Here is a 22,315-nt window from a genome sequence, read left to right on the forward strand (position 1 = left end):
AAAGCGCGATCCGTGCGGCCGTGAGACGGGGTGTACTTCTCTATCGTGCGTACGACTAAAGTCTAAAGGGGGCTGTGCGCTTTTGTCGCACCTGACCAGGGGTTGGGCGGATTCAGGAACCAGATGGGCTAAATGCAGTCACTAAGGCTCGAAAGTGTGGCCCGGCCCTTAAACAGCGGGCTGCGCGCCGGGGATAAGCCTGGCATCCGAGGTGAATTTTCTTTATCGTCACCGCCCTTTTAAAAAGCCAGAGAAATCAAAATGTTAGAAGCATCCCTCAGCCAATTGGAACAACTGGTCAGCGACCTGGTACAGCAGAACCAGGACCTGTTGGGCCGCAACGAATCCCTCAAGGCGGAACTGGCCAGCGCCAAGGATGAGAACGACAGCCTGCAACTGAGCCTGATGGAACAGGAAGAAAAGCATGGCGCCACTGCCGCGCGTATCCAGGCCTTGGTTGAGCGCGTGAGCGCAGGTCCTGTGGGCGCATGAATGAAGGGATAAAGGTCGTTTCGATTCTCGGAGAGGATTACTCGATCAAGGCGCCTGCAGGGGAAGACAAAACCCTGATGCACGCCGTGACCATGCTCAAGGCTTCCCTGGCCACCACCAAGAAAAAGTACCCGACCCTGATCGGTGACAAATTACTGGTGCTGGCGGCGCTGAACCTGTGCGCCGAGCAGATCGAAATGCAGCAGGCGCACCAAGAGGAACTCGACCGTTACCAAGAGCAAGTCAGCGCCACGGTCGAGGTGATTTCCAAGGCGATCCAGCCTTAGAACCACTCATCCTGCATGCCCAGGCACGTGTCATCGCGTGCCTGCAGAATTGCCAGTTCATGATGGCAGCCCGGTACTTCCCAGGTCAGGAAGTAGCGGGCGGCCTGGAGCTTGCCTTTATAGAAGGCAGCATCCGCCGCATTGCCCCTGGCCAAGCCCTCTTCGGCGCGAATTGCCTGTTCCAGCCAGCGCCAGCCGATCACCGTATGCCCGAAAACCTTCAGGTACAGCGCCGAGTTCGCCAGGCTGCTGTTGACCTTGCCTTGGGCGAGATCCGTCAGCAGGCCCAGCGTGACCTGTTGCAGACGAGCGACCAGTTGTTCCAGTGGCTCTCTCAAGGCGGTGAGTGACGGATATTCGTGGGCGCGGGCGCCGGTTTCGGCAATCAGACGGATCAATTGCTTCAAGCCCGCGCCGCCGTTCTGCGCCAGCTTGCGCCCCAGCAAGTCCAGCGACTGGATACCGTGGGTGCCTTCATGGATCGGGTTCAGCCGGTTATCGCGGTAGTACTGCTCCACCGGGTATTCGCGGGTGTAGCCGTGACCACCGAGGATCTGGATCGCCAACTCATTGGCCTTGAGGCAGAACTCCGACGGCCAGGATTTGACGATGGGCGTGAGCAGGTCCAGCAATTCGTGGGCCTGTTTGCGCTCGGTTTCGGTTTCCAGCGTGGTGGTGTCATCGAACAGCCGCGCGGCGTACAGGCCGAGGTCGAAGGCGCCTTCTACGTAGGCCTTTTGCGTGAGCAGCATGCGTTTGATATCCGCGTGCTGGATGATCGATACCGGCGCGGTGCTCGGGTCTTTGCTGTCGGGCAGGCGACCTTGCGGGCGCTCGCGTGCATATTCCAGGGAATACAGATAGCCGGCGTAACCGAGCATCACGGCGCCCATGCCGACACCGATACGCGCTTCGTTCATCATCTGAAACATGCAGCTCAGGCCCTGATGCGGCTTGCCCACCAGATAGCCGACGCAGTTACCGTTATCGCCGAAATTCAGCGCCGTGGAGGTGGTGCCGCGCCAGCCCATCTTGTGAAACAGCCCCGCCAGCAGCACATCGTTGCGGGCGCCCAGGCTGCCGTCATCGTTGACCAGGAATTTGGGCACGATAAACAGCGAAATGCCCTTCACTCCCGCCGGTGCGTCCGGCAGTTTGGCCAGCACCATGTGCACGATGTTTTCCGACAGCGGGTGATCGCCGCCGGAAATAAAGATCTTGTTGCCCTTGAGTCGGTAGCTGCCATCCGCCGCCGGTTCGGCGCGCGTGCGAATATCCGAGAGCGACGAGCCCGCGTGGGGCTCGGTCAGGGCCATGGTGCCGAAGAAACGCCCCTCGATCATGGGTTGCAGAAAGCGTTGTTTCTGCTCCTCGGTGCCGAAGCTTTCAATGAGGTTGGCCGCGCCCATGGTCAGGAACGGATAGGACGTGGATGCCGCGTTGGCCGACTGAAAGTGCGCAAAGCACGCCTGGGACAGCAAGGTCGGCAACTGCATGCCGCCGTCTTCGAAGCTGCGGGCGGCGTTGAGAAAGCCGGCTTCCAGAAACGCGTCCACCGCCGGTTTGACCTCCGGAATCAGGATGGCCTTACCGTCTTCGTAGCGCGGTTCGTTTTCGTCGTTTTTGCGGTTATGGGGGGCGAAGTGTTTTTCGGCGATGCTGCGCGCGGTACTGATGGCTGCATCGAAGGTTTCGCGGTTGTGCTCGGCAAATCGCTCACGCTGAGTCAGGCCCTCGGCATCGAGGACTTCGTACAGCTCGAAAGCCAGATTGCGGGAACTGAGCAGCGTCTCGGACATGGCGGATTACCTTTTGAGGAGTATGCCGCAGTCTAGGAAGGCTTATAAAAATGGGGAAGGAAGATAGATGGGGGTGATGGGGCGGCACAAGCTGCAAGCTGCAAGTAAGAGCATGTGCTTTCACTTGCAGCTTGTGGCTTAAACCTTACTGCTGTTAACCAATGGTCATCAGGCTGGCATTACCACCCGCAGCAGCAGTGTTAACGCTCAACGCGCGCTCGATCACCAGGCGCTCCAGCGCAATCGCCGTTTCGCCCTGGGACAAACCATGCACGCCGACAATCGCACCGCCACGCTGGGCCACTTGTTTGCACACCGCACGCAGTTGGTCGGAGTCGCCGTGGTGCAAGACCGCGTCGAAGACCACCTCGTCTTTGCTCCAGTCGGCCACGCGTTGGATCTTCGCCTGAATTTCCTTCGGCAGGCGTAGGAACAGGGCCTTGGTCAGGTCGGTTTCCGGCCATACCGCCGAGCCACCCACCGCCAATACTGCGGCCAGTTGAGTCAACAGGTCGCCTTCCACGTCCGCCAGGCACAGCACGTGCTCGCGGGGCAGGATGGCGTAGCTGTTGCGCTCGCCGGTCGGGCCGGCCAGTTGGCGGGTGATCCCGCTTTGCGATTGTGCGGCGAACTGGCTGCACAGCGCGCTCAGTTCGCTGAACTTATTGCTGTCGGCCCAGGTTTTGAGGGCGGTCAGCGGTTGGCTCATGGCATCGCGCAGACGTACATCCGGTGCCGCCAGTTTGTCGCCACGTACGAAGGATTGCTCAATCGCATCGGTAGGACGGGTCGACAGCAGGCGGTACAGGTACAGCGGGCCACCGGCCTTCGGACCGGTACCCGACAGGCCTTCGCCGCCGAACGGCTGCACGCCAACCACGGCACCGACGATGTTGCGGTTCACATAGACGTTACCGGCGTTGACGTTGTCGATCACCTTGGCAATGGTCTCGTCGATGCGGGTGTGCACGCCCAGGGTCAGGCCGTAGCCGGACGCATTGATCTGGCCGATCAGTTGGTCGATCTCTTTGCGCTTGTAACGCACCACGTGCAGGACGGGGCCGAAGATTTCACGTTGCAGCTCGTCGAAGCTTTCCAGTTCGATCAGGGTTGGCATTACGAAAGTGCCGCGCTTGATCTCTTCACCGTCGGCGATGGCCACCTGATACACATTGCGGCCTTTGTCGCGCATGGCCTGGATGTGTTTCTCGATACCGGCCTTGGCTTCGGCGTCGATCACCGGGCCGATGTCCACCGACAGGCGTTCCGGATTGCCCAGGCGGCATTCAGCCATGGCGCCCTTGAGCATTTCGATGACACGGTCTGCCGAATCTTCCTGCAGGCACAGTACGCGCAAGGCCGAGCACCGTTGGCCGGCGCTGTCGAAGGCCGAGGACACCACGTCGATCACCACTTGTTCGGTGAGTGCCGAGGAGTCGACGATCATTGCGTTCTGGCCACCGGTTTCGGCGATCAGCGGGATCGGACGACCCTGGGCATCCAGGCGACCGGCGACATTGCGTTGCAGCAGGCGCGCCACTTCGGTGGAACCGGTGAACATCACGCCTTTGACGCGATCATCACCCACCAGACGGGCGCCTACGGTCTCGCCTTGGCCTGGCAGCAGTTGCAGCACGCCTTCGGGAATACCGGCTTCCAGCAGGATGCGCACGGCCTGTGCCGCGACCAGTGGGGTTTGCTCGGCGGGCTTGGCCAATACCGGGTTGCCGGCCGCCAGCGCAGCAGCGACTTGGCCGCTGAAAATCGCCAATGGGAAGTTCCACGGGCTGATGCAGACCACCGGGCCCAGAGGGCGGTGGGCATCGTTGGTGAAATCGTTGCGGGCCTGCACGGCGTAGTAGCGCAGGAAGTCCACGGCTTCACGCACTTCGGCGATAGCGTTGGCGAAGGTCTTGCCGGCTTCGCGAGCCAGCAGGCCCATCAGCGGCTGAATTTCGCCTTCCATCAGGTCGGCGGCGCGCTCCAGGATCGCAGCGCGCTCGGCGGGCGGTGTGGCCTGCCAGATCGGGCCTGCGTTAATCGCGCATTGGATTGCGTTGTCGACGTCTTCGACGGTGGCTTCTTGAACCTGACCGACCATGTCGCGCAGGTCGGACGGGTTCAGCACCGGTGCCGCCGCTTGTTCGCTGGCGGCGCAACCGAGCATCGGTGCGGCTTTCCAGTTGTTGTGAGCGGTGGCCAGCAGGGCACAGGACAGCGATGCCAAACGGTGTTCGTTGGCCAGGTCGATACCGGCCGAGTTGGCGCGATCGCTGCCATACAGGTCACGCGGCAATGGAATACGCGGGTGCGGCAAGCCGAAGCCGCCTTCCTGCGTGGCCATTTGCTCGATGCTGGCTACTGGATCGGCCACCAGCTCCTGGATGGAGATGGATTGGTCGGCGATGCGGTTGACGAACGAGGTGTTGGCGCCGTTTTCCAGCAGGCGACGCACCAGATAAGCCAGCAGTGTTTCGTGGGTGCCGACGGGTGCATACACGCGGCACGGACGGTTCAACTTGCCTTCGGAGACCTTGCCTACAACCTGCTCGTACAGCGGTTCACCCATGCCGTGCAGGCATTGGAACTCGTACTGGCCGGGGTAATAGTTCTGACCGGCGATATGGTAGATCGCCGACAAGGTATGGGCGTTGTGCGTAGCGAACTGCGGGTAGATGACTTCCGGCACCGACAGCAGTTTTCTAGCACACGCAATGTAAGAAACGTCGGTGTACACCTTGCGGGTGTAGACCGGGTAGCCTTCCAGGCCTTCGACCTGGGCGCGCTTGATCTCGCTGTCCCAGTACGCGCCTTTTACCAGGCGGATCATCAGGCGGTGGCGGCTGCGGCGTGCCAGGTCGATCACGTAGTCGATCACATACGGGCAACGCTTCTGGTACGCCTGGATCACAAAGCCGATACCGTTCCAGCCGGTCAGTTGCGGTTCGAAGCACAGGCGTTCGAGCAGATCGAGGGACAGCTCCAGGCGGTCGGCCTCTTCGGCGTCGATGTTCAAGCCGATGTCGTATTGCTTGGCCAGCAGCGTCAGGGACAGCAGGCGCGGGTACAGCTCGTCCATCACACGTTCGTACTGTGCACGGCTGTAACGCGGGTGCAAGGCCGACAGCTTGATGGAAATGCCCGGGCCTTCATAAATCCCACGGCCGTGGGAGGCCTTGCCGATGGAGTGAATGGCTTGTTCGTACGAGGCCAGGTACTTCTGGGCGTCGTGTTCGGTAAGTGCGGCTTCACCGAGCATGTCGTAGGAATAGCGGAAGCCTTTGGCTTCGAACTTGCTCGCGTTGGCCAGGGCTTCGGCAATGGTTTCGCCGGTGACGAACTGCTCACCCATCAGGCGCATGGCCATGTCGACGCCCTTGCGGATCATCGGCTCGCCGCTCTTGCCGATGATACGGCTCAGGGACGAGGTCAGGCCTGCCTCGTTATGGGTGGCGACCAGTTTGCCGGTCAGCAACAACCCCCAGGTGGCGGCGTTAACGAACAGCGACGGGCTGTTGCCCAGGTGCGGGTGCCAGTTGCCGGTGCTGATCTTGTCGCGGATCAGTGCGTCACGGGTGCCCTTGTCCGGGATGCGCAGCAGCGCTTCGGCCAGGCACATCAGCGCCACGCCTTCCTGGGACGACAGGGAAAATTCCTGCAGCAGGCCCTGAACAATACCGGCACGGCCGCCAGCGCTCTTCTGATTGCGCAGCTTTTCGGCAATCGAGGCGGCCAGCTTGTTGGTCGCTTCGGCCATCGGGGCTGGAAGGCGGGCCAGTTCGATCAGCATCGGCACCACTTCCGGCTCAGGGCGGCGGTAAGCGGCGGTGATCGAAGCGCGCAGAACCGATTGCGGCAGGATGCTCTCGGCGAACTCAAGGAAGCATTGGTGCGCGTGGTCGGTCTGGACCTCGCCTGCATCATCGGCATCCTTGCTGCTCAAGCCATTGAGCTCGGCCAGGGTTGCGCCACCCTCGAGTTTCTCCAGGTAATTGAAAATCGCCTGCTTGATCAGCCAGTGCGGCGTGCGATCAATGGAGGTCGCGGCGGCCTTGAGGCGTTCGCGGGTCGGGTCGTCGAGTTTGACCCCAAGGGTGGTCGTCGCCATTTTCTTATCCTCATGGGTGCCACTACCGAGTGGCATTAGCTGGCGGCAAGATTAGCCGCGCTCATGAGGAGGTGCAACCGGGTGCAACCCTTTTTATCCATGAAATTTTCGATGGATGCCGCGAAAAAATTGAGCCTTCAGCGGATAGCGCTTTCTCTTGGTGCGTTTGCTTCTGAGATCTGCTGTTCTTGCTCCGAAAAGGAGCAAAAAAGCGGTGTTTGGCGGAATTTACGCTTGGGTGCAACTTATTCCCAAGAAACTGGTTGCACCTTATTTGCTTTGTTGAATAGCATTCGCGACCAAGGTGCAACCAACGTGAAAGCGGGGTTCATCGGCTGACGGCTTTCCTGGGGAAACGTCAGTCATAAATGCGCGGCACACAGCTACGTTTACTCACTGATCCAGTGGGTGGCCGTCTGACAGACCGCCGCTACATAAAAACAAAGCCAGGGCGTCACTCTTATGAGCGTAAGTAATCCAACCTTGATCACGTTCGTGATCTACATCGCAGCAATGGTGCTGATCGGCTTGATGGCCTATCGCTCCACCAACAACCTTTCCGATTACATCCTGGGCGGTCGCAGCCTCGGTAGCGTGGTGACTGCATTGTCCGCCGGCGCTTCCGACATGAGCGGCTGGTTGTTGATGGGTTTGCCGGGCGCGATCTACATGTCCGGCCTGTCGGAAAGCTGGATCGCCATCGGCCTGATCGTCGGTGCGTACCTCAACTGGTTGTTCGTGGCCGGTCGCCTGCGGGTGCAGACCGAACACAACGGCGACGCCCTGACGCTGCCGGATTACTTTTCCAGCCGTTTCGAAGATAAAAGCGGCCTGCTGCGGATCATCTCTGCGGTCGTGATCCTGGTGTTCTTCACCATCTACTGCGCCTCCGGCATCGTGGCCGGCGCCCGCTTGTTCGAAAGCACCTTCGGCATGTCCTACGAGACTGCGCTGTGGGCCGGTGCTGCGGCGACGATTGCCTACACCTTTATCGGTGGTTTCCTGGCCGTGAGCTGGACCGACACCGTGCAAGCCACGCTGATGATCTTCGCCTTGATTCTCACGCCGATCATCGTGCTGTTGGCCACCGGTGGCGTCGACACGACTTTCCTGGCCATTGAAGCCAAGGACCCGACCAACTTCGACATGCTCAAAAACACCACTTTCATCGGCGTGATTTCGCTGATGGGCTGGGGCCTGGGCTACTTCGGCCAACCCCATATCCTCGCGCGTTTCATGGCGGCGGATTCGGTGAAGTCGATCGCCAAGGCGCGTCGCATCTCCATGACCTGGATGATTCTGTGCCTGGGCGGCACCGTGGCCGTGGGCTTCTTCGGTATTGCCTACTTCTCGGCGCACCCGGAACTGGCAGGTCCTGTGACCGAGAACCCGGAGCGCGTGTTTATCGAACTGGCAAAAATCCTGTTCAACCCATGGGTTGCCGGGGTTCTGCTGTCTGCCATTCTCGCAGCCGTCATGAGCACTCTGAGCTGCCAACTGTTGGTGTGCTCCAGCGCCCTGACCGAAGACTTCTACAAAACCTTCCTGCGCAAGAACGCTTCCCAGGTTGAGCTGGTCTGGGTCGGCCGTGCCATGGTGCTGTTGGTGGCATTGATTGCCATCGCCATGGCCGCCAACCCGGAAAACCGCGTGTTGGGTCTGGTCAGCTACGCCTGGGCCGGTTTCGGCGCGGCGTTCGGGCCTGTGGTACTGATCTCGGTGATCTGGAAGCACATGACCCGCAACGGCGCACTGGCCGGCATCCTGGTCGGTGCAACCACCGTGATCGTGTGGAAGCACTTCTCGCTGTTGGGTCTGTACGAAATCATCCCAGGCTTCATCTTCGCCAGCCTGGCGATCTACTTCGTGAGCAAGATGGGCGCACCTACGGCCGGTATGGTCGAGCGCTTTGATGCTGCGGAAAAAGACTACAACCTCAATAAGTAATTCGCCGGGCGCTAAGCGCCTGCTGAGTTGAAAAAGGCCCGCGTCCTACGGATGGCGGGTTTTTTTTTGCGTGTTATTTGCGGCGGCTTGAGGAAGATTCAGACATCCGCGTGTAGGGCTTTACTGATTTGTTTGGGGCGCGTCCAGCAACGCTGAACCCTGGTGCAGAATCCGCCGCCCACCCCCTGCAGAGAAACACCGGATGTTCGCTCCTGCCAATCAAAGTGCCTTTACCCTGAACCTCGATGGGGTTGCCAGTGACCTCAAGGTCTACCGCTTCACCGGTACCGAGGCGCTCAGCCAGCCCTACTCTTTTGACCTCGAGCTGGTCGCAGAGCAGCCAGATCTTGACCTTGAAAGCCTGCTGCATCGCCAGGTGTACCTGGGTTTCGACGATCAGGGGCATGGCGTCGATGGCCTGGTCTACCGCATGGCGCAAGCTGATTCAGGGCGTCGACTGACGCGCTATCAGCTCACGCTTGTGCCGCAGCTGGCGTACTTGCAGCACAGCAGCCATCAGCGGATTTTCCAGCACAAAACGGTGCCGCAGATTATTGCGCGGGTGCTGGCGGGGCAGGGTATCCAGAGTGATCAGTTCGAATTTCGCCTGAGCGGCAATTACCCGGAGCGCGAGTATTGCGTGCAGTTTGGCGAGACCGATCTGGCGTTCATTCAGCGCCTGTGTGCCGAGCTGGGGGTTCATTACCACTTTCAACATTCGCCCGAGGGGCATGTGCTGGTGTTTGGCGATGACCAGACCGTATTCGCCCAAGCGGATCAACCCACGCCCTACATGCCAGGCTCCGGAATGGTCGCCCAGGGCCCGGCGATCAAGCGCTTCGCCGTGCAATTGGCGACCCGTGCCACGGGAGTGAGCGCGCGCGATTACGATTGGCGCAAGCCAGGCCTGGAGCTGGAAGCTGGTGCGGGCGGCGAACAGGCGCCCGCGCTCAAGGAGCAGGTATATCCCGGTCACTTTTGCGATCGCTCGTACGGCAAATACGTTGCTCAACGGGGTTTGGAGCGGCACCGCAGTGACTATCAGACCGCCCGCGGCGAGAGCGATCAGCCTGCCGTGGGCAGTGGCCGGTTTCTCAGGTTGAGTGGGCATCCGCGTGAGCAGTGGAACGATTTGTGGCTGGTGACCCGCGTGACTCACGAGGGCAGGCAGCCCCAGGTGCTGGAAGAGGCTGTCACCGACGTTGCTGGTGGCGATTTTCGTCAGGGTTATCGCAACGAATTTATCGCGGCGCCGTGGGATGTGATCTTCCGGCCGCCCTTGCCAGAGCAGTCGCGTCCGAGGCTCTCGGGTTATCAAAACGCGGTGGTGACCGGCCCTGCCGACAGCGAAATTCATTGCGACGAGTACGGTCGGGTCAAGGTGCAACTGGCCTGGGACCGCACCGGCGAACGCAACGATCATTCCAGTTGCTGGTTGCGGGTGGCCAGTGGTTGGGCCCACGACCGCTATGGCTCGGTGCTGATCCCCAGGGTTGGTATGGAAGTGCTGGTGGGGTTCGTGAACGGTGACATGGACATGCCGCTGGTGATGGCTTGCCTGCCCAATGCGGCGACCCCGGTGCCCCTCGACCTGCCGGCGGACAAGACCCGCAGTATCTTGCGCAGCCGGAGCAGCCCCGGTGGCGGCGGCTATAACGAGTTGCGTATCGAGGACCGCAAGGGCGCCGAAGAGATCTACCTGCGCGCCCAGCGCGATTGGACCCAGCATGTATTGCATGATCAGCAGGTGCAGGTCGACAACAGGCGTAGCGTGAGGGTCGGCGGTGCGTCGCACCATGAGCTGCAGGGCGAAGAACAGCGCATCACTCACGGCAATCGCCTGACCGAGCTCAAGAGGGACGATCACTTGATGGTGGGTGGTTCGCAACAGATGCGGGCTGGACGGACCATTCAAATTGGCGCGGGGCAAAGCATCGTTGTCGACGCGGGCGCCAGCGTAACGATCCAGGCTGGCGGGCAGTCGATCACACTGTCGGCGGCAGGTATTTTCAGCAGCGTACCGATTCAATTGGGGGGCGCCCCTGCACCTGTGGCGCCTGTGCTGGTGCCCGGTGTGAAGGAGAAACTGCTGGCGGTTATCCCCGCGCCATTGAGTCTGGTGCAAGTCGCCAGCCTCAAGCGCAGCGCGCCGTTCTGCGAAGAATGTGAGCGCTGTAAAAACGGGCAGTGCCATGCCCCCCATTCCAGTCAACCGTAAAAGGAATTTACTTTGATGCCTCAACCCATGACCCCCAGCGCCTGGTTCGCACAATCGCCTCTGCTTCCCGACGAGCAACTGTTTGTGGTGCTGAGCAGTGCCAGCGACGCTGGAGCGCTTGCCGCATGGCAAGCCGCGGCGACGTCAACGACAACGACACTCCGTTCGGTCTGGGCGCAGACGGCTTATGCAGAGTGGGATGAGGTCATGCCTTACGTGGGCATCGTTGAGGCCGGCAACGGATTTCTCGATTGGGTGGCAGCTACTGAGTGCACGGACTGGGGCTGGCTGGCGGTATCTTCCAGCCCGCTGGATACCGTGGTTGCTCACCTGCAAGGCATGACCAAGGTGCTGCTCCCTGATGGGCAGGCTGTGTTTTTGCGCTTCTGGGATGGCGCTCAGTTTCTGCCAATGGTGCAGAAACTGGGGGGCGAGGCGGGGGCTGTATTGCCGGTGTTCCAGCGTTACCTGATCAATGCTCAGCCGCTCACGGTGGCGACCACGCCGGTCGCGACCGCCAAAGCGAGCCCCTGGTGGCGAGTGCCTGCTCCGCTGCTGACACACCTCGCCGAGCAATCACCGCAAACCTTGATCGAAAATCTGCTGCAGTGGCTCGAAGAACAGCGCCCGGATCTCCACGCTGCGTTCTCGCCGGCGACCTTGCGGCACAAGGTCGCCTATTTCGCCCGTGGGGCGGACGTCAGCCATGAAGCGCTGACCGATTACCTGACCTCAGAGCTCAGTTGAGCCTAGCGCCTGTTGCAAATCGTCGATGAGGTCCTCAATCGCCTCGATGCCTACTGAGAGCCGGATCATCTCCGGCTTCACGCCGGCTTTGGCCTGCTCCTGCTCGTTCATCTGCCGATGGGTGGTGGACGCGGGGTGGCAGGCCAGGGACTTGGCGTCGCCGATGTTCACCAGACGCTTGAAGATTTGCAGCGCGTCGTAGAAGCGCACACCGGCCTCGTAGCCGCCCTTCAAGCCAAATGACAGGATGGCTGACGGTTTGCCTCCCATGTATTTATGCGCCAAGGCGTGATGCGGATGGTCTGCAAGCCCGGCGTAGCTGACCCATTCCACCTCGGCATGACGTTGTAGAAACTGCGCGACTTTCAGGGCGTTTTCGGTGTGGCGTTCCATGCGCAAAGCCAGGGTTTCCAGGCCTTGCAGCAGCAGGAAGGCGTTCATCGGTGCCAGCGCTGCGCCGGTGTTGCGCAGCGGCACGGTACGGGCGCGGGCGATGAAGGCGGCGGGGCCGAATTTTTCGGTGTAGACCACGCCGTGATAGGCCGGCTCAGGATTGTTGAGGCCGGGGAATTTCTCCGGGTGTTGGGTCCAGGGGAAGGTGCCGCTGTCGACGATCACACCGCCCAGGGAGTTGCCATGGCCGCCGATGTATTTAGTGACCGAATGCACAACGATGTCGGCGCCGAACTGGATCGGTTTGCACAGGATCGGTGTGGCCACGGTGTTGTCCACCATCAGTGGCACGCCATGGGCATGGGCGACGTCCGCCAGGGCCTGGATGTCGATGATGTTGCCTGCCGGATTGCCGATGCTTTCGCAGTAAACCAGCTTGGTGTTCCCGTCGATCAGCTCGTCAATGGCGGCGGCAGAGTCGTCCCGGGCAAAGCGCACATCGACACCAAAGCTCGGCAGCAAATGTGCGAACAGCGTGTAGGTGCCGCCATAGAGTTGCGGGGTGGTGACGATGTTGTCGCCGGCGCGGGTGAGGGTCTGGATCGCGTAGTGGATCGCCGCGCTGCCGGCCGATACGGCCAGGGCCGCAATCCCGCCTTCGAGGGCGGCCAGGCGTTGCTCCAGCACATCGTTGGTGGGGTTCATGATGCGCGTGTAGATATTGCCGGGCACGTCAAGGTTAAACAGGTCGGCGCCGTGCTGGGCATTATCGAATTCGAAGGCGACGTTCTGGTAGATCGGCACCGCGACGGCTTTGGTGGTTGGATCCGACTTGAAGCCGTGGTGCAGCGCGATGGTGGCGTCTTTCATGATTGTTATTGACCTCCCTGGAGATGTGGACCGCCACAATAAATCCGCCCTGGCGTCAGCATTTAGATTTTTTTCAGCCTGCGTCCTGCGTTTACGGCATAAGCAGCACCCGACACGCAGCCCTGCACCTTTGCCTGTGTAGAAGGTAAACTTCGCCCCCTGCGCAGGAGCAACCATGAATTATCGTCACGCCTTTCACGCCGGCAACCACGCCGATGTCTTCAAACACCTGACCTTGACCCGCCTCATCGCCCTGATGTCGCGCAAGGAGCAGCCGTTCGCCTACCTCGACACCCATGCCGGGATCGGTTTGTACGACCTGCAAGGCGACCAGGCCAACCGCACCGGTGAGTACCTGGAGGGCATTGCGCGCCTGTGGGGCGAAAACGATCTGCCGCCATTGACCGCCGATTACATGCGCGTGCTGCATGAGATGAATCCGGATGGCCAGCTGCGTTACTACCCCGGCTCACCGGAACTGGCCCGGCGCCTCACACGTCCGCAGGACCGCGTGTTGCTTAATGAGAAACACCCGGAAGACGGCGTGTTGCTCAAGGACAATATGAAGGGGGACCGTCGGGTCAAGGTGCACTTGGGCGAAGGCTGGCATGTACCGCGTGCCCTGCTGCCAGTGCCGGAAAAACGCGCCTTGATGCTGATCGACCCGCCGTTCGAAAAGCTCGATGAAATGCAGCGCTGTGCCGCCTCCCTAAAGGAAGCGGTCAGCCGCATGCGCCAGACCGTTGCGGCCATTTGGTACCCGGTAAAAGATCAGCGCATGCTGCGTCGCTTCTATCAGGACCTGGCCGGTACCGGCGCGCCGAAACTGTTACGCGTGGAACTGCTGGTGCATCCGTTGGACACGCCCAATACCCTGACTGGCTCGGGCCTGGCGATTGCCAACCCGCCGTGGGGCTTGGAGGAAGAGTTGCGCGAGTTGCTGCCGTGGCTGTCCAAGAAGCTTGGTCAGACCCAGGGCGGGTGGCAGATGGATTGGCTCATTGCTGAGTAGTTGCAAGCTACAAGCTGCAAGAAAAGCGTTCCAGCGCTTACTTGCAGCTTGAAACTCAAAGCTCCGATCCTCAGATCGGACACGTCACGCCGGTACCACCGATCCCGCAGTAGCCCTGCGGGTTCTTTGCCAGGTACTGCTGGTGATACGCCTCGGCGAAGTACACCGTCGGGGCTTCTGCGATTTCAGTGGTGATCGTGCCCAGGTCAGCCTTGTTCAGCGCTTGCTGATACGCCTCGGCACTGGCCTTCGCCGCGTCCAATTGCTCAGGCGTGGTGGCATAAATCACCGAACGGTATTGGGTGCCGATGTCGTTGCCCTGGCGCATGCCCTGGGTCGGGTTGTGCAATTCCCAGAACATCTTCAGCAGGTCTTCGTATTTCACCTTGGCCTGGTCATACACCACCAGCACCACTTCGCTGTGGCCGGTCAGGCCCGAGCAGACTTCTTCGTACGTCGGGTTCGGCGTGAAACCGCCGGCGTAACCGACCACTGTGCTGACCACGCCATCGCGCTGCCAGAACTTGCGCTCCGCACCCCAGAAGCAACCCAGGCCGAAGATCGCGAAGCCGACGTCGTCGAGGAACGGCCCCAGCAGGGGGTTGCCGTTGACGAAGTGTGTCTCTGGCAGGGTCATAGGGGTTTCACGACCCGGCAACGCTTGTTCTTGAGTAGGCAGCACGTTTTTGTTCACCAGAATTTCCGAGCGCAAGACCATGAACAGTCCTCTCGTCAGGTTGAGTTAGCGGTAAAGATTCAGACAGCCAGTGTGCCCGAGTGATACGCGGATGTCAGGCGATCGGCCCACGCGGGTAGCGTTTGAGCATCGTCAACAGCTCTGCACCGGGGATTGGTCGGTCGAACAGGTAGCCCTGACCCACGTCGCAACGGTGCCGGCGCAGGAACGCCAGTTGCTCTGCGGTCTCGATGCCTTCGGCCACCACCTTGAGCTTGAGGTTGTGGGCCATGGCGATCACGGCCGAGGTGATTTCCATGTCGTCCTGATTGTCCGGGATCTCGTGGATAAAGCTGCGATCGATCTTGATGATGTCGATGGGGAATTTTTTCAGGTAGCTCAGCGACGAGTAGCCGGTGCCGAAGTCGTCCATGGCCAGCGTCAGGCCGAAGCTCTTGAGCTGGTCCAGTTGCAGGCGCGTGTCTTCAGTGGCTTCCAGCAGCAGGCCTTCGGTCAGCTCCAGTTCGAGCAGGTTGGCCGGCAACTGCTCTTCCTTGAGGATGGTGGCGATCGAGGCCACCAGGTCCGGGTCGGAGAACTGCTTGGGCGACAGGTTGATGGCCACCTGCAGGTTGCCCATGCCGGCCGCGCTCAGTTGTTTGCTCATACGGCAGGCCTGGCGTGCAATCCATTTGCCGATGGGGATGATCAGCCCGGTCTCTTCGGCCACGCTGATGAACTGATCGGGGCGGATCATGCCCTTTTCCGGATGGTTCCAGCGCAACAGCGCTTCCATGCCCAGCAAGCGCCCGCTCCGCAGGCACAGCTTGGGTTGGTAGAACACATCCAGTTCGTTCTGGGTCAGGGCGCGGCGCAGGTTGTTTTCCACGAACAGCTTGTAGCTGGCTTCGGCGTTGAGCGCTTCGGTGAATACCTGCACCTGGTGTTTGCCGTTGGCCTTGGCTTTATGCAGCGCAAGGCCGGCGTTGCGCATCAGGGTTTGCGGGTCGCGACCATGCAGGGGCGCGCAGGCCAGGCCCACGGAGCCTGTGACGCTGATCAACTGGTTGTCGACGAACATCGGCTTGTCGAGCGTTGCAAGCAGTTGGCTGGCGACCTGTTGGCCGCTCTCCAGATCGGTGTCGTCGAGCAACACCGCAAATTCGTTACTGGCAAAGCGCGCCAGGCTACCGCCGGCACTGAGGCTGTTGCGCAGGCGCCGCGCCAGGCTGATCAGCAGTTTGTCGCCGGTCTGGTGGCCGAGGCTGTCGTTGATGCGCTTGAAATTGTCGATGTCCACCAGCAGCAGGCTGATCGGGCTGTCGCTGTCGCGGGCAAAGCGTTCGTCGAGGTTGCGGATAAACGCCGGACGGTTGCCCAGATTGGTCAGGTTGTCGGTGTAGGCCAGGCGCTCGATGCGCTGCTGCGCCAGCTTGGTCTGGGTGATGTCTTCGTAGATGCCGATGTAGTGCGTCAGTTCACGGTTGTCGCCGTACACCTTGGAGATCGACAACTGGCCCCAATAGGGTTCGAGGTTTTTGCGCCGGCTTTTGAATTCGCCCTGCCAACTGTTGCTCTTGGCCAGGCTCGACGGCGCGTCAAAGAGCAATTCGCTGAGGTTCTCCAGTGCCGGTAATTGCGCCAGGCGATGACCGTGGACCTCTTCGGCGCTGTACTGGGTGATCGCGGTAAAGCTGGGGTTGACGTACTCCACCACGCCGTCGCAATTGACCAGCAAAAAGGCGTTGGCGCTTTGCTCCACCGCGCGCTGAAACAGATGCAGGGCGTTGGTGGCGGTACGGCGGTTGTGATTGTTGATCACTTGCGCGAACTGGTCTGCCAGCTCACCGGCAAAGGCGATCTCGTCGGCCTGCCACACGCGCGAGCTGCCGCCCTGCTCCAGACAGAGCACGCCGACCACTTGGCCATCGACGCGGATACTCGCATCGAGCATGGCATGGATATCTTTGGCGCGCAGATTCTCGGCCATTTCGCGGGTGCGCGGATCGCGCATGGCATTGTTGGCGTCGATGGCACGGCTGGTGTGCAAGGCTTCCAGGTAATCCGGGAAACAACTGGCATCGATGGGGTCGGGCAGATAGTGCTTCTGGTCGCCGCGGTGATAGGCCGAGATTGGCACCAGGCGCTGGCCTTCGAGGTTCCAGATGCTGGCGCAGTCGAGTTGGTAGATGTCGCAGGCACTGCGGGTAATCAGCTCGGCCGCTTCTTGCAATGAGTTATTGGCGGTGTAGCGTTGGCGGGCCAGCAGCAGGATCAACGCCTGTTGGGCGCTCACCCGCTCCAGGTGCTGCAGCTGTTCCTGCTGCGCGCGCTGGTTGAGCTCCAGGGCGATTTGCAGGCGACTGTTCTGGTTCTCCAGGTCTGCCGTTGGCGCGGTGGGCGCGATTTCGCTGAACAGGCCATCCACCACCATCAGGTAGCCCCGCAGCAGATGGCGATTGTGTTGTTTGTAGGCCTCGCCCATTTCCAGCAGGCTCAGGGGGCCGTCGCTGGTGTGCAGGGTATAGCGCACCAGGTAATGAGGGCTCTGGGTCAGTTGCTGCTGGATGGTGTCGTGCAGTTGATAACGCGCCTGGGGTTCCATCAGGCTGGCATAGGGGGTGCCGAGCAAGGCGCACAGCTCGACCGCCGGCAGGCCGAATTGGCGCTCGCAGTTGGGGTCGAGGTAAAGCAGGGACCAGCTTGCCTCATTAAGCCGCTCGAAACGCAGCATACCGAGGCGCGAAGGCACCGGTAACTGCGTCACTACCTCGGCCGCCATTCGGGCGACATCGGGTTGGCTTTTCATGGGGGGAACTCACTTGAAATAACGCACACGGCGCCGGGCTCGCGCCCTCTTTTCTGTTGCCTGCGGCAAGGTTGCATCATGCAGCACAGACTGACAAGAGAGGATGAAGGCTAAGTGCTATAAGGGTGTTATCGGCAGCACGAGGGATTTCTGTAGGTGCGCTGACAGAAGGTGTACAAACCTGTCCTATATGTACAGAAAAGCAAAAAAAGCCCCGCCAAATTGACGGGGTTGAGGTACGAGCGTGGCGCTCGGAAATCGGTTGAGCCAGGCCTCCCCGGTGAAGGGGAGACCTGCTCTGGCTTACAGCAAGATGGTGCGAATGTCGTTCAGCAACTGGCTCAGACGCTGGGTAAAGCGTGCAGCGGCCGCGCCGTTGATCACTCGGTGATCGTAGGACAGCGACAGCGGCAGCATCAGCTTCGGCTGGAACGCTTTACCGTCCCAGACTGGCTGGATGGTGGCCTTGGAGACACCCAGGATCGCCACTTCCGGCGCGTTGACGATTGGCGTGAAGCCTGTACCGCCAATGTGCCCGAGGCTGGAGATGGTGAAGCAAGCGCCCTGCATGTCGTCCGGGGTGAGCTTCTTGTCGCGGGCCTTGGCCGCCAGTGCAGCTGCTTCGGCAGCCAGTTGCAGCAGGCTCTTCTGGTCGACATTCTTGATGACCGGTACCAGCAGGCCGTCCGGGGTATCGACCGCAAAGCCGATGTGCACGTACTTCTTGCGAATGATCGCTTTACCGCTTGGCGCCAGCGAACTGTTGAAGTCCGGCAGTTCCTTGAGCAGGTGCGCACAGGCTTTGAGCAGCAGTGGCAGCACGGTCAGCTTCACGCCGGCCTTCTCGGCCACGGCTTTCTGCGCAACGCGGAAAGCTTCCAGGTCGGTGATGTCGGCCTGGTCGAACTGAGTCACGTGCGGGATGTTCAGCCAGCTGGCGTGCAGACCTGCCGCGCCGATTTGCATCAGGCGGGTCATCGGCACTTCTTCGGTTTCGCCGAAGCGGCTGAAGTCCACGGTACGAATCGGCGGAATGCCCGAGCCGCCCGTTGCAGCGCCGGACGCCGGAGCTTCCTTGGCTTTCTGCATCATGGCTTTGACGTACGCCTGCACGTCTTCCTTCAGCACGCGACCGTGCGGGCCGGTGGCCGACACAGCGCTGAGTTCGACGCCGAATTCACGGGCCAGCTGACGCACGGCCGGGCCTGCGTGAACCTTGGCCCCGCTTGGCGCCGGTGCGGCAGCCGCAGGGGCGGCAGCAGGTTCGGCTTTTGCAGCCGGTGCCGGGGCGGCAGCGGCCGGAGCAGTTTCTGCTTGTGCAGCAGGCGCGGCAGCCGGTGCGGGAGCAGCAGGCGCAGCGCCTTGCACTTTCAGCTTGAGGATGAAGTCACCGGTGCCGACTTCGTCTTCCAGTTTGACTGCGATGCTTTCCACCACACCGGCAGCCGGCGAAGGGATTTCCATGGAGGCCTTGTCGGACTCCAGGGTGATCAGCGACTGATCGGCTTCGACGGTGTCGCCGACCTTGACCAGCAGCTCGATGATCTTGGCCTTGCCCGACGAACCGATGTCCGGAACATGAATGTCCTGCACAGAAGCGGCGGCGGGTGCAGCGGCTGGGGCGGCAGGCGCCTCGGCAGCGGCGGCAGGCTTTTCAGCGGCAGGCGCAGGTGCGGCAGCGGCAGCAGGCGCAGCCGCAGGGGCCGCATCAGCGGCACCTTCGATTTCCAGCTCCAGCAGTTCGTCGCCTTCTTTCAGGCGGTCGCCCAGCTTCACTTTCAGGCTCTTGACCACGCCGGCCTTGGGAGCAGGGATTTCCATGCTCGCCTTGTCCGACTCCAGGGTCAGGATGCTCTGGTCGGCTTCGACTTTGTCGCCGACCTTCACAAACAGCTCGATTACTTCACCTTCACCGCTGCCGATGTCAGGTACGCGAATGAGTTCGCTCACAAAAAATCTCCTCAGCAGTCCAGTGGGTTGCGTTTTTCCGGGTTGATCCCGAACTTGACGATGGCGTCGGCCACCACCTTGGGTTCGATCTCACCACGGTCAGCCAAGGCTTCCAGGGCTGCCAACACCACGAAGTGACGGTCGACTTCGAAGAAGTGACGCAGCTTCTTACGGCTGTCACTGCGGCCGAAACCGTCGGTGCCCAGGACTTTGAATTCCTTGGACGGGACCCACTGGCGAATTTGTTCAGCAAACAGTTTCATGTAGTCGGTAGAGGCAATGACTGGACCTTTACGGCCGGCCAGGCACTCTTCGACGTAGCTCTTGGCTGGCTTCTGGCCAGGGTGCAGGCGGTTGCTGCGCTCCACGGCCAGGCCGTCGCGACGCAGTTCGTTGAAGCTGGTCACGCTCCACACGTCGGCGCCGACGTTGAACTCGTCACGCAGGATCTTCGCCGCTTCGCGCACTTCACGCAGGATGGTGCCGGAGCCCATCAGTTGCACGTGATGCGCTGCTTCCTTGGTGTCTTCTTCGAGCAGGTACATGCCCTTGATGATGCCTTCTTCCACGCCGGCCGGCATGGCTGGCTGCTGGTAGGACTCGTTCATCACGGTGATGTAGTAGAAAACGTCCTGCTGCTCTTCGGTCATCTTCTTCATGCCGTCCTGGATGATCACCGCCAGCTCGTAGCCGTAGGTTGGATCAAAGGTGCGGCAGTTCGGGATGGTGGCAGCCAGGATGTGACTGTGACCGTCTTCGTGTTGCAGGCCTTCGCCGTTCAGCGTGGTACGGCCGGCGGTGCCGCCGATCAGGAAGCCACGGGTACGGCTGTCGCCTGCTGCCCAAGCCAGGTCGCCGATACGCTGGAAGCCGAACATCGAGTAGAAGATGTAGAACGGCAGCATTGGCTGGTTGTGGCTGGAGTACGAAGTACCGGCAGCAATGAAGGAGCTCATGGCGCCCGCTTCGTTGATGCCTTCTTCGAGAATCTGGCCCTTCTTGTCTTCCTTGTAGAACATCACCTGGTCTTTATCGACTGGCTCGTAGAGCTGGCCGACGGAGGAGTAGATGCCCAACTGACGGAACATGCCTTCCATACCGAAGGTGCGGGCTTCGTCCGGGATGATCGGTACGATGCGCGGGCCGATGTCCTTGTCCTTGACCAGCTGCGCGAGGATCCGCACGAAGGCCATGGTGGTGGAGATTTCACGGTCGCCCGAGCCGTCCAGAATGGCCTTGAGGGTGCTCAGGTCCGGGGTTGGTACGGCAAAGCTGTTGGCGCGGCGCTGGGGTACGAAACCGCCCAGTGCAGTGCGGCGCTCGGCCAGGTAGCGCGCTTCGGCGCTGTTTGGCTCTGGCTTGAAGAACGGCAGGTTCTCCAGTTCTTCGTCCTTGACCGGGATGTCGAAACGGTCGCGGAACAACTTCAGGCTGTCGACGTCGACTTTCTTGGTGTTGTGCGCGGTGTTCTTCGCTTCGCCGGCACCGGTGCCATAACCCTTGATGGTCTTGGCCAGGATCACGGTCGGTTGTTCTTTGTGGTTCACCGCTTCGTGGTAAGCCGCGTAGACCTTGTACGGGTCGTGGCCGCCACGGTTGAGTTTCCAGATCTCGTCGTCGGACAGGTCTGCAACCATCGCCTTGAGTTCAGGCGTGTTGAAGAAGTGTTCACGCACGAACGCGCCGTCTTTGGCCTTGTAGTTCTGGTACTCGCCGTCGATGACTGCGTCCATGCGACGTTGCAGGATACCGTCGACGTCCTTGGCCAGCAGTGGGTCCCAGAAGCGGCCCCAGATGACTTTGGTCACGTTCCACTGAGCACCGCGGAACACGCCTTCGAGTTCCTGGATGATCTTGCCGTTGCCGCGTACCGGGCCGTCGAGGCGCTGCAGGTTGCAGTTGATGACGAAGATCAGGTTGTCCAGCTTCTCGCGGCCGGCCAGGGAGATGGCGCCCAGGGATTCCGGCTCGTCGCACTCGCCGTCGCCCAGGAAGCACCAGACTTTCTGCTTGCCTTCAGGAATGAAGCCACGGGCTTCCAGGTATTTCATGAAGCGTGCCTGGTAGATCGCCTGGATCGGGCCCAGACCCATGGAAACGGTCGGGAACTGCCAGAAGTCAGGCATCAGCCAAGGGTGCGGGTAGGACGACAGGCCCTGACCGTCGACTTCCTGGCGGAAGTTGTTCATTTGTTCTTCGCTGATGCGACCTTCCATGAACGCACGGGCGTAAACGCCTGGCGAGGTGTGGCCCTGGAAGTAGATCAGGTCGCCGCCGTGTTCGTCGGTCGGGGCCTGGAAGAAGTAGTTGAAGCCGATGTCATACAGGGTTGCGCTGGAAGCGAAGCTGGAGATGTGACCGCCCAGGTCCGAATCTTTCAAGTTCGTGCGCATTACCATCGCCATGGCGTTCCAACGTACCAGCGAGCGAATGCGGCGTTCCATGAACAGGTCGCCAGGCATGCGTGCTTCGTGGGTAACGGGGATGGTGTTGCGGTATGGCGTGGTGATGGCGTAGGGCAGTTGCGAGCCGCTGCGGGTCGCGAGTTCGCCCATACGGGTCATCAGGTAGTGAGCACGGTCTTCGCCTTCTTTGTCGAGAACCGATTCCAGGGCGTCCAGCCATTCCTGGGTTTCGACGGGATCGAGGTCTTGCATGGCTTGCTCCAGGGCGGAAAGGCTACCAGAATCGGTTGCCTGAAGTTTGCGACTGGCCTTGTGGGCAGACGACATAAATTCTTGGATGGCCGAAGGTTGCTTCGGCGTCCTGTAGTTTTACTACAAATCGTCGGCCATTTCAGCCTTTCGAATGTATATACGAGTAGTAAAACTACACAAGACTGAGCGGATTGCTCGGTCTGGCTGGTGAGCATAATCGTTATTGTTGATCTTTTGCGAACAAGAAAAGGTAGAAGTTTAATGTTGCCTGCCAAAAATTATAAATTTTCAGCTATTTATAACCTTTGTTCGACAGTCCTTCATCAAGCGTGGTTCTCGCGTTCACCGCA

At 60.7% G+C, this 22,315-nt stretch carries 14 protein-coding genes; 7 read left to right on the forward strand and 7 right to left on the reverse strand.

The genetic code is table 11. The features are described from left to right. Positions 1-261: 261 nt before the first annotated feature. The gene (locus PSH59_RS02240) at positions 262-492 is read left to right on the forward strand and encodes a hypothetical protein (protein ID WP_248077257.1); all 231 of its coding nucleotides are present in this window, start codon (positions 262-264) and stop codon (positions 490-492) included. Further along, positions 489-779, forward strand: coding sequence for a cell division protein ZapA (locus PSH59_RS02245; protein WP_248077262.1), 291 nt, complete (start codon positions 489-491; stop codon positions 777-779). Before PSH59_RS02240 ends, PSH59_RS02245 begins: the two co-directional genes overlap by 4 nt. On the opposite strand, the gene PSH59_RS02250 is transcribed toward PSH59_RS02245, so the two are convergent. Then, positions 776-2,578 carry an acyl-CoA dehydrogenase gene (locus tag PSH59_RS02250; RefSeq protein ID WP_305394204.1) on the reverse strand — a complete coding sequence of 601 codons (1,803 nt, stop codon included), beginning with the start codon at positions 2,576-2,578 and terminating at the stop codon, positions 776-778. The genes PSH59_RS02245 and PSH59_RS02250 overlap by 4 nt on opposite strands. A gap of 154 nt (positions 2,579-2,732) precedes the next feature. Continuing rightward, complete coding sequence (gene putA / locus PSH59_RS02255) at positions 2,733-6,686, reverse strand: trifunctional transcriptional regulator/proline dehydrogenase/L-glutamate gamma-semialdehyde dehydrogenase (protein ID WP_248077271.1); 3,954 nt, start codon at positions 6,684-6,686, stop codon at positions 2,733-2,735. 111 nt (positions 6,687-6,797) lie between these two features. Here putA and PSH59_RS02260 point away from each other — a divergent pair, with 111 nt between their 5' ends. The 4 genes from PSH59_RS02260 (at position 6,798) to PSH59_RS02275 (ending at position 11,598) form a co-directional block, all read left to right on the forward strand. Beyond that, complete coding sequence (locus PSH59_RS02260; protein ID WP_248077273.1) at positions 6,798-7,025, forward strand: hypothetical protein; 228 nt, start codon at positions 6,798-6,800, stop codon at positions 7,023-7,025. A gap of 123 nt (positions 7,026-7,148) precedes the next feature. Continuing rightward, entirely contained in the window at positions 7,149-8,633 is a 1,485-nt protein-coding gene (putP, locus tag PSH59_RS02265; protein ID WP_248077275.1) for a sodium/proline symporter PutP, read from the forward strand. Between the two features lie 202 nt (positions 8,634-8,835). After that, positions 8,836-10,851 (forward strand): type VI secretion system tip protein VgrG, encoded by a 2,016-nt coding sequence (locus PSH59_RS02270; RefSeq protein ID WP_305394205.1) that lies wholly within the window; start codon positions 8,836-8,838, stop codon positions 10,849-10,851. A 15-nt stretch (positions 10,852-10,866) separates the two neighbouring features. Further along, complete coding sequence (locus PSH59_RS02275; RefSeq protein WP_305394206.1) at positions 10,867-11,598, forward strand: DUF4123 domain-containing protein; 732 nt, start codon at positions 10,867-10,869, stop codon at positions 11,596-11,598. Here PSH59_RS02275 and PSH59_RS02280 read toward each other — a convergent pair. After that, entirely contained in the window at positions 11,584-12,861 is a 1,278-nt protein-coding gene (locus PSH59_RS02280; RefSeq protein WP_305394207.1) for an O-acetylhomoserine aminocarboxypropyltransferase/cysteine synthase family protein, read from the reverse strand. The two genes, PSH59_RS02275 and PSH59_RS02280, sit on opposite strands and share 15 nt — an antisense overlap. A 175-nt stretch (positions 12,862-13,036) precedes the next feature. Here PSH59_RS02280 and PSH59_RS02285 point away from each other — a divergent pair, with 175 nt between their 5' ends. After that, a complete protein-coding gene (locus PSH59_RS02285) occupies positions 13,037-13,873 on the forward strand; it encodes a 23S rRNA (adenine(2030)-N(6))-methyltransferase RlmJ (RefSeq protein WP_071482710.1) in 837 nt (278 codons plus the stop codon). A gap of 70 nt (positions 13,874-13,943) precedes the next feature. Here PSH59_RS02285 and msrA read toward each other — a convergent pair whose 3' ends face one another. The 4 genes from msrA to aceE all read right to left on the reverse strand — a co-directional run bounded on the left by msrA (position 13,944) and on the right by aceE (position 21,965). After that, entirely contained in the window at positions 13,944-14,591 is a 648-nt protein-coding gene (msrA, locus tag PSH59_RS02290; RefSeq protein WP_248077283.1) for a peptide-methionine (S)-S-oxide reductase MsrA, read from the reverse strand. Between the two features lie 73 nt (positions 14,592-14,664). Further along, positions 14,665-17,358, reverse strand: coding sequence for a bifunctional diguanylate cyclase/phosphodiesterase (locus PSH59_RS02295; RefSeq protein WP_305394208.1), 2,694 nt, complete (start codon positions 17,356-17,358; stop codon positions 14,665-14,667). A 303-nt stretch (positions 17,359-17,661) separates the two neighbouring features. Next, the gene (aceF, locus tag PSH59_RS02300) at positions 17,662-19,308 is read right to left on the reverse strand and encodes a dihydrolipoyllysine-residue acetyltransferase (RefSeq protein WP_305394209.1); all 1,647 of its coding nucleotides are present in this window, start codon (positions 19,306-19,308) and stop codon (positions 17,662-17,664) included. 11 nt (positions 19,309-19,319) lie between these two features. Continuing rightward, a complete protein-coding gene (aceE, locus tag PSH59_RS02305; RefSeq protein ID WP_248077289.1) occupies positions 19,320-21,965 on the reverse strand; it encodes a pyruvate dehydrogenase (acetyl-transferring), homodimeric type in 2,646 nt (881 codons plus the stop codon). Positions 21,966-22,315: the final 350 nt, after the last annotated feature.

The sequence above is a fragment of the Pseudomonas sp. FP2309 genome, from assembly GCF_030687575.1.
Lineage (GTDB): Bacteria > Pseudomonadota > Gammaproteobacteria > Pseudomonadales > Pseudomonadaceae > Aquipseudomonas.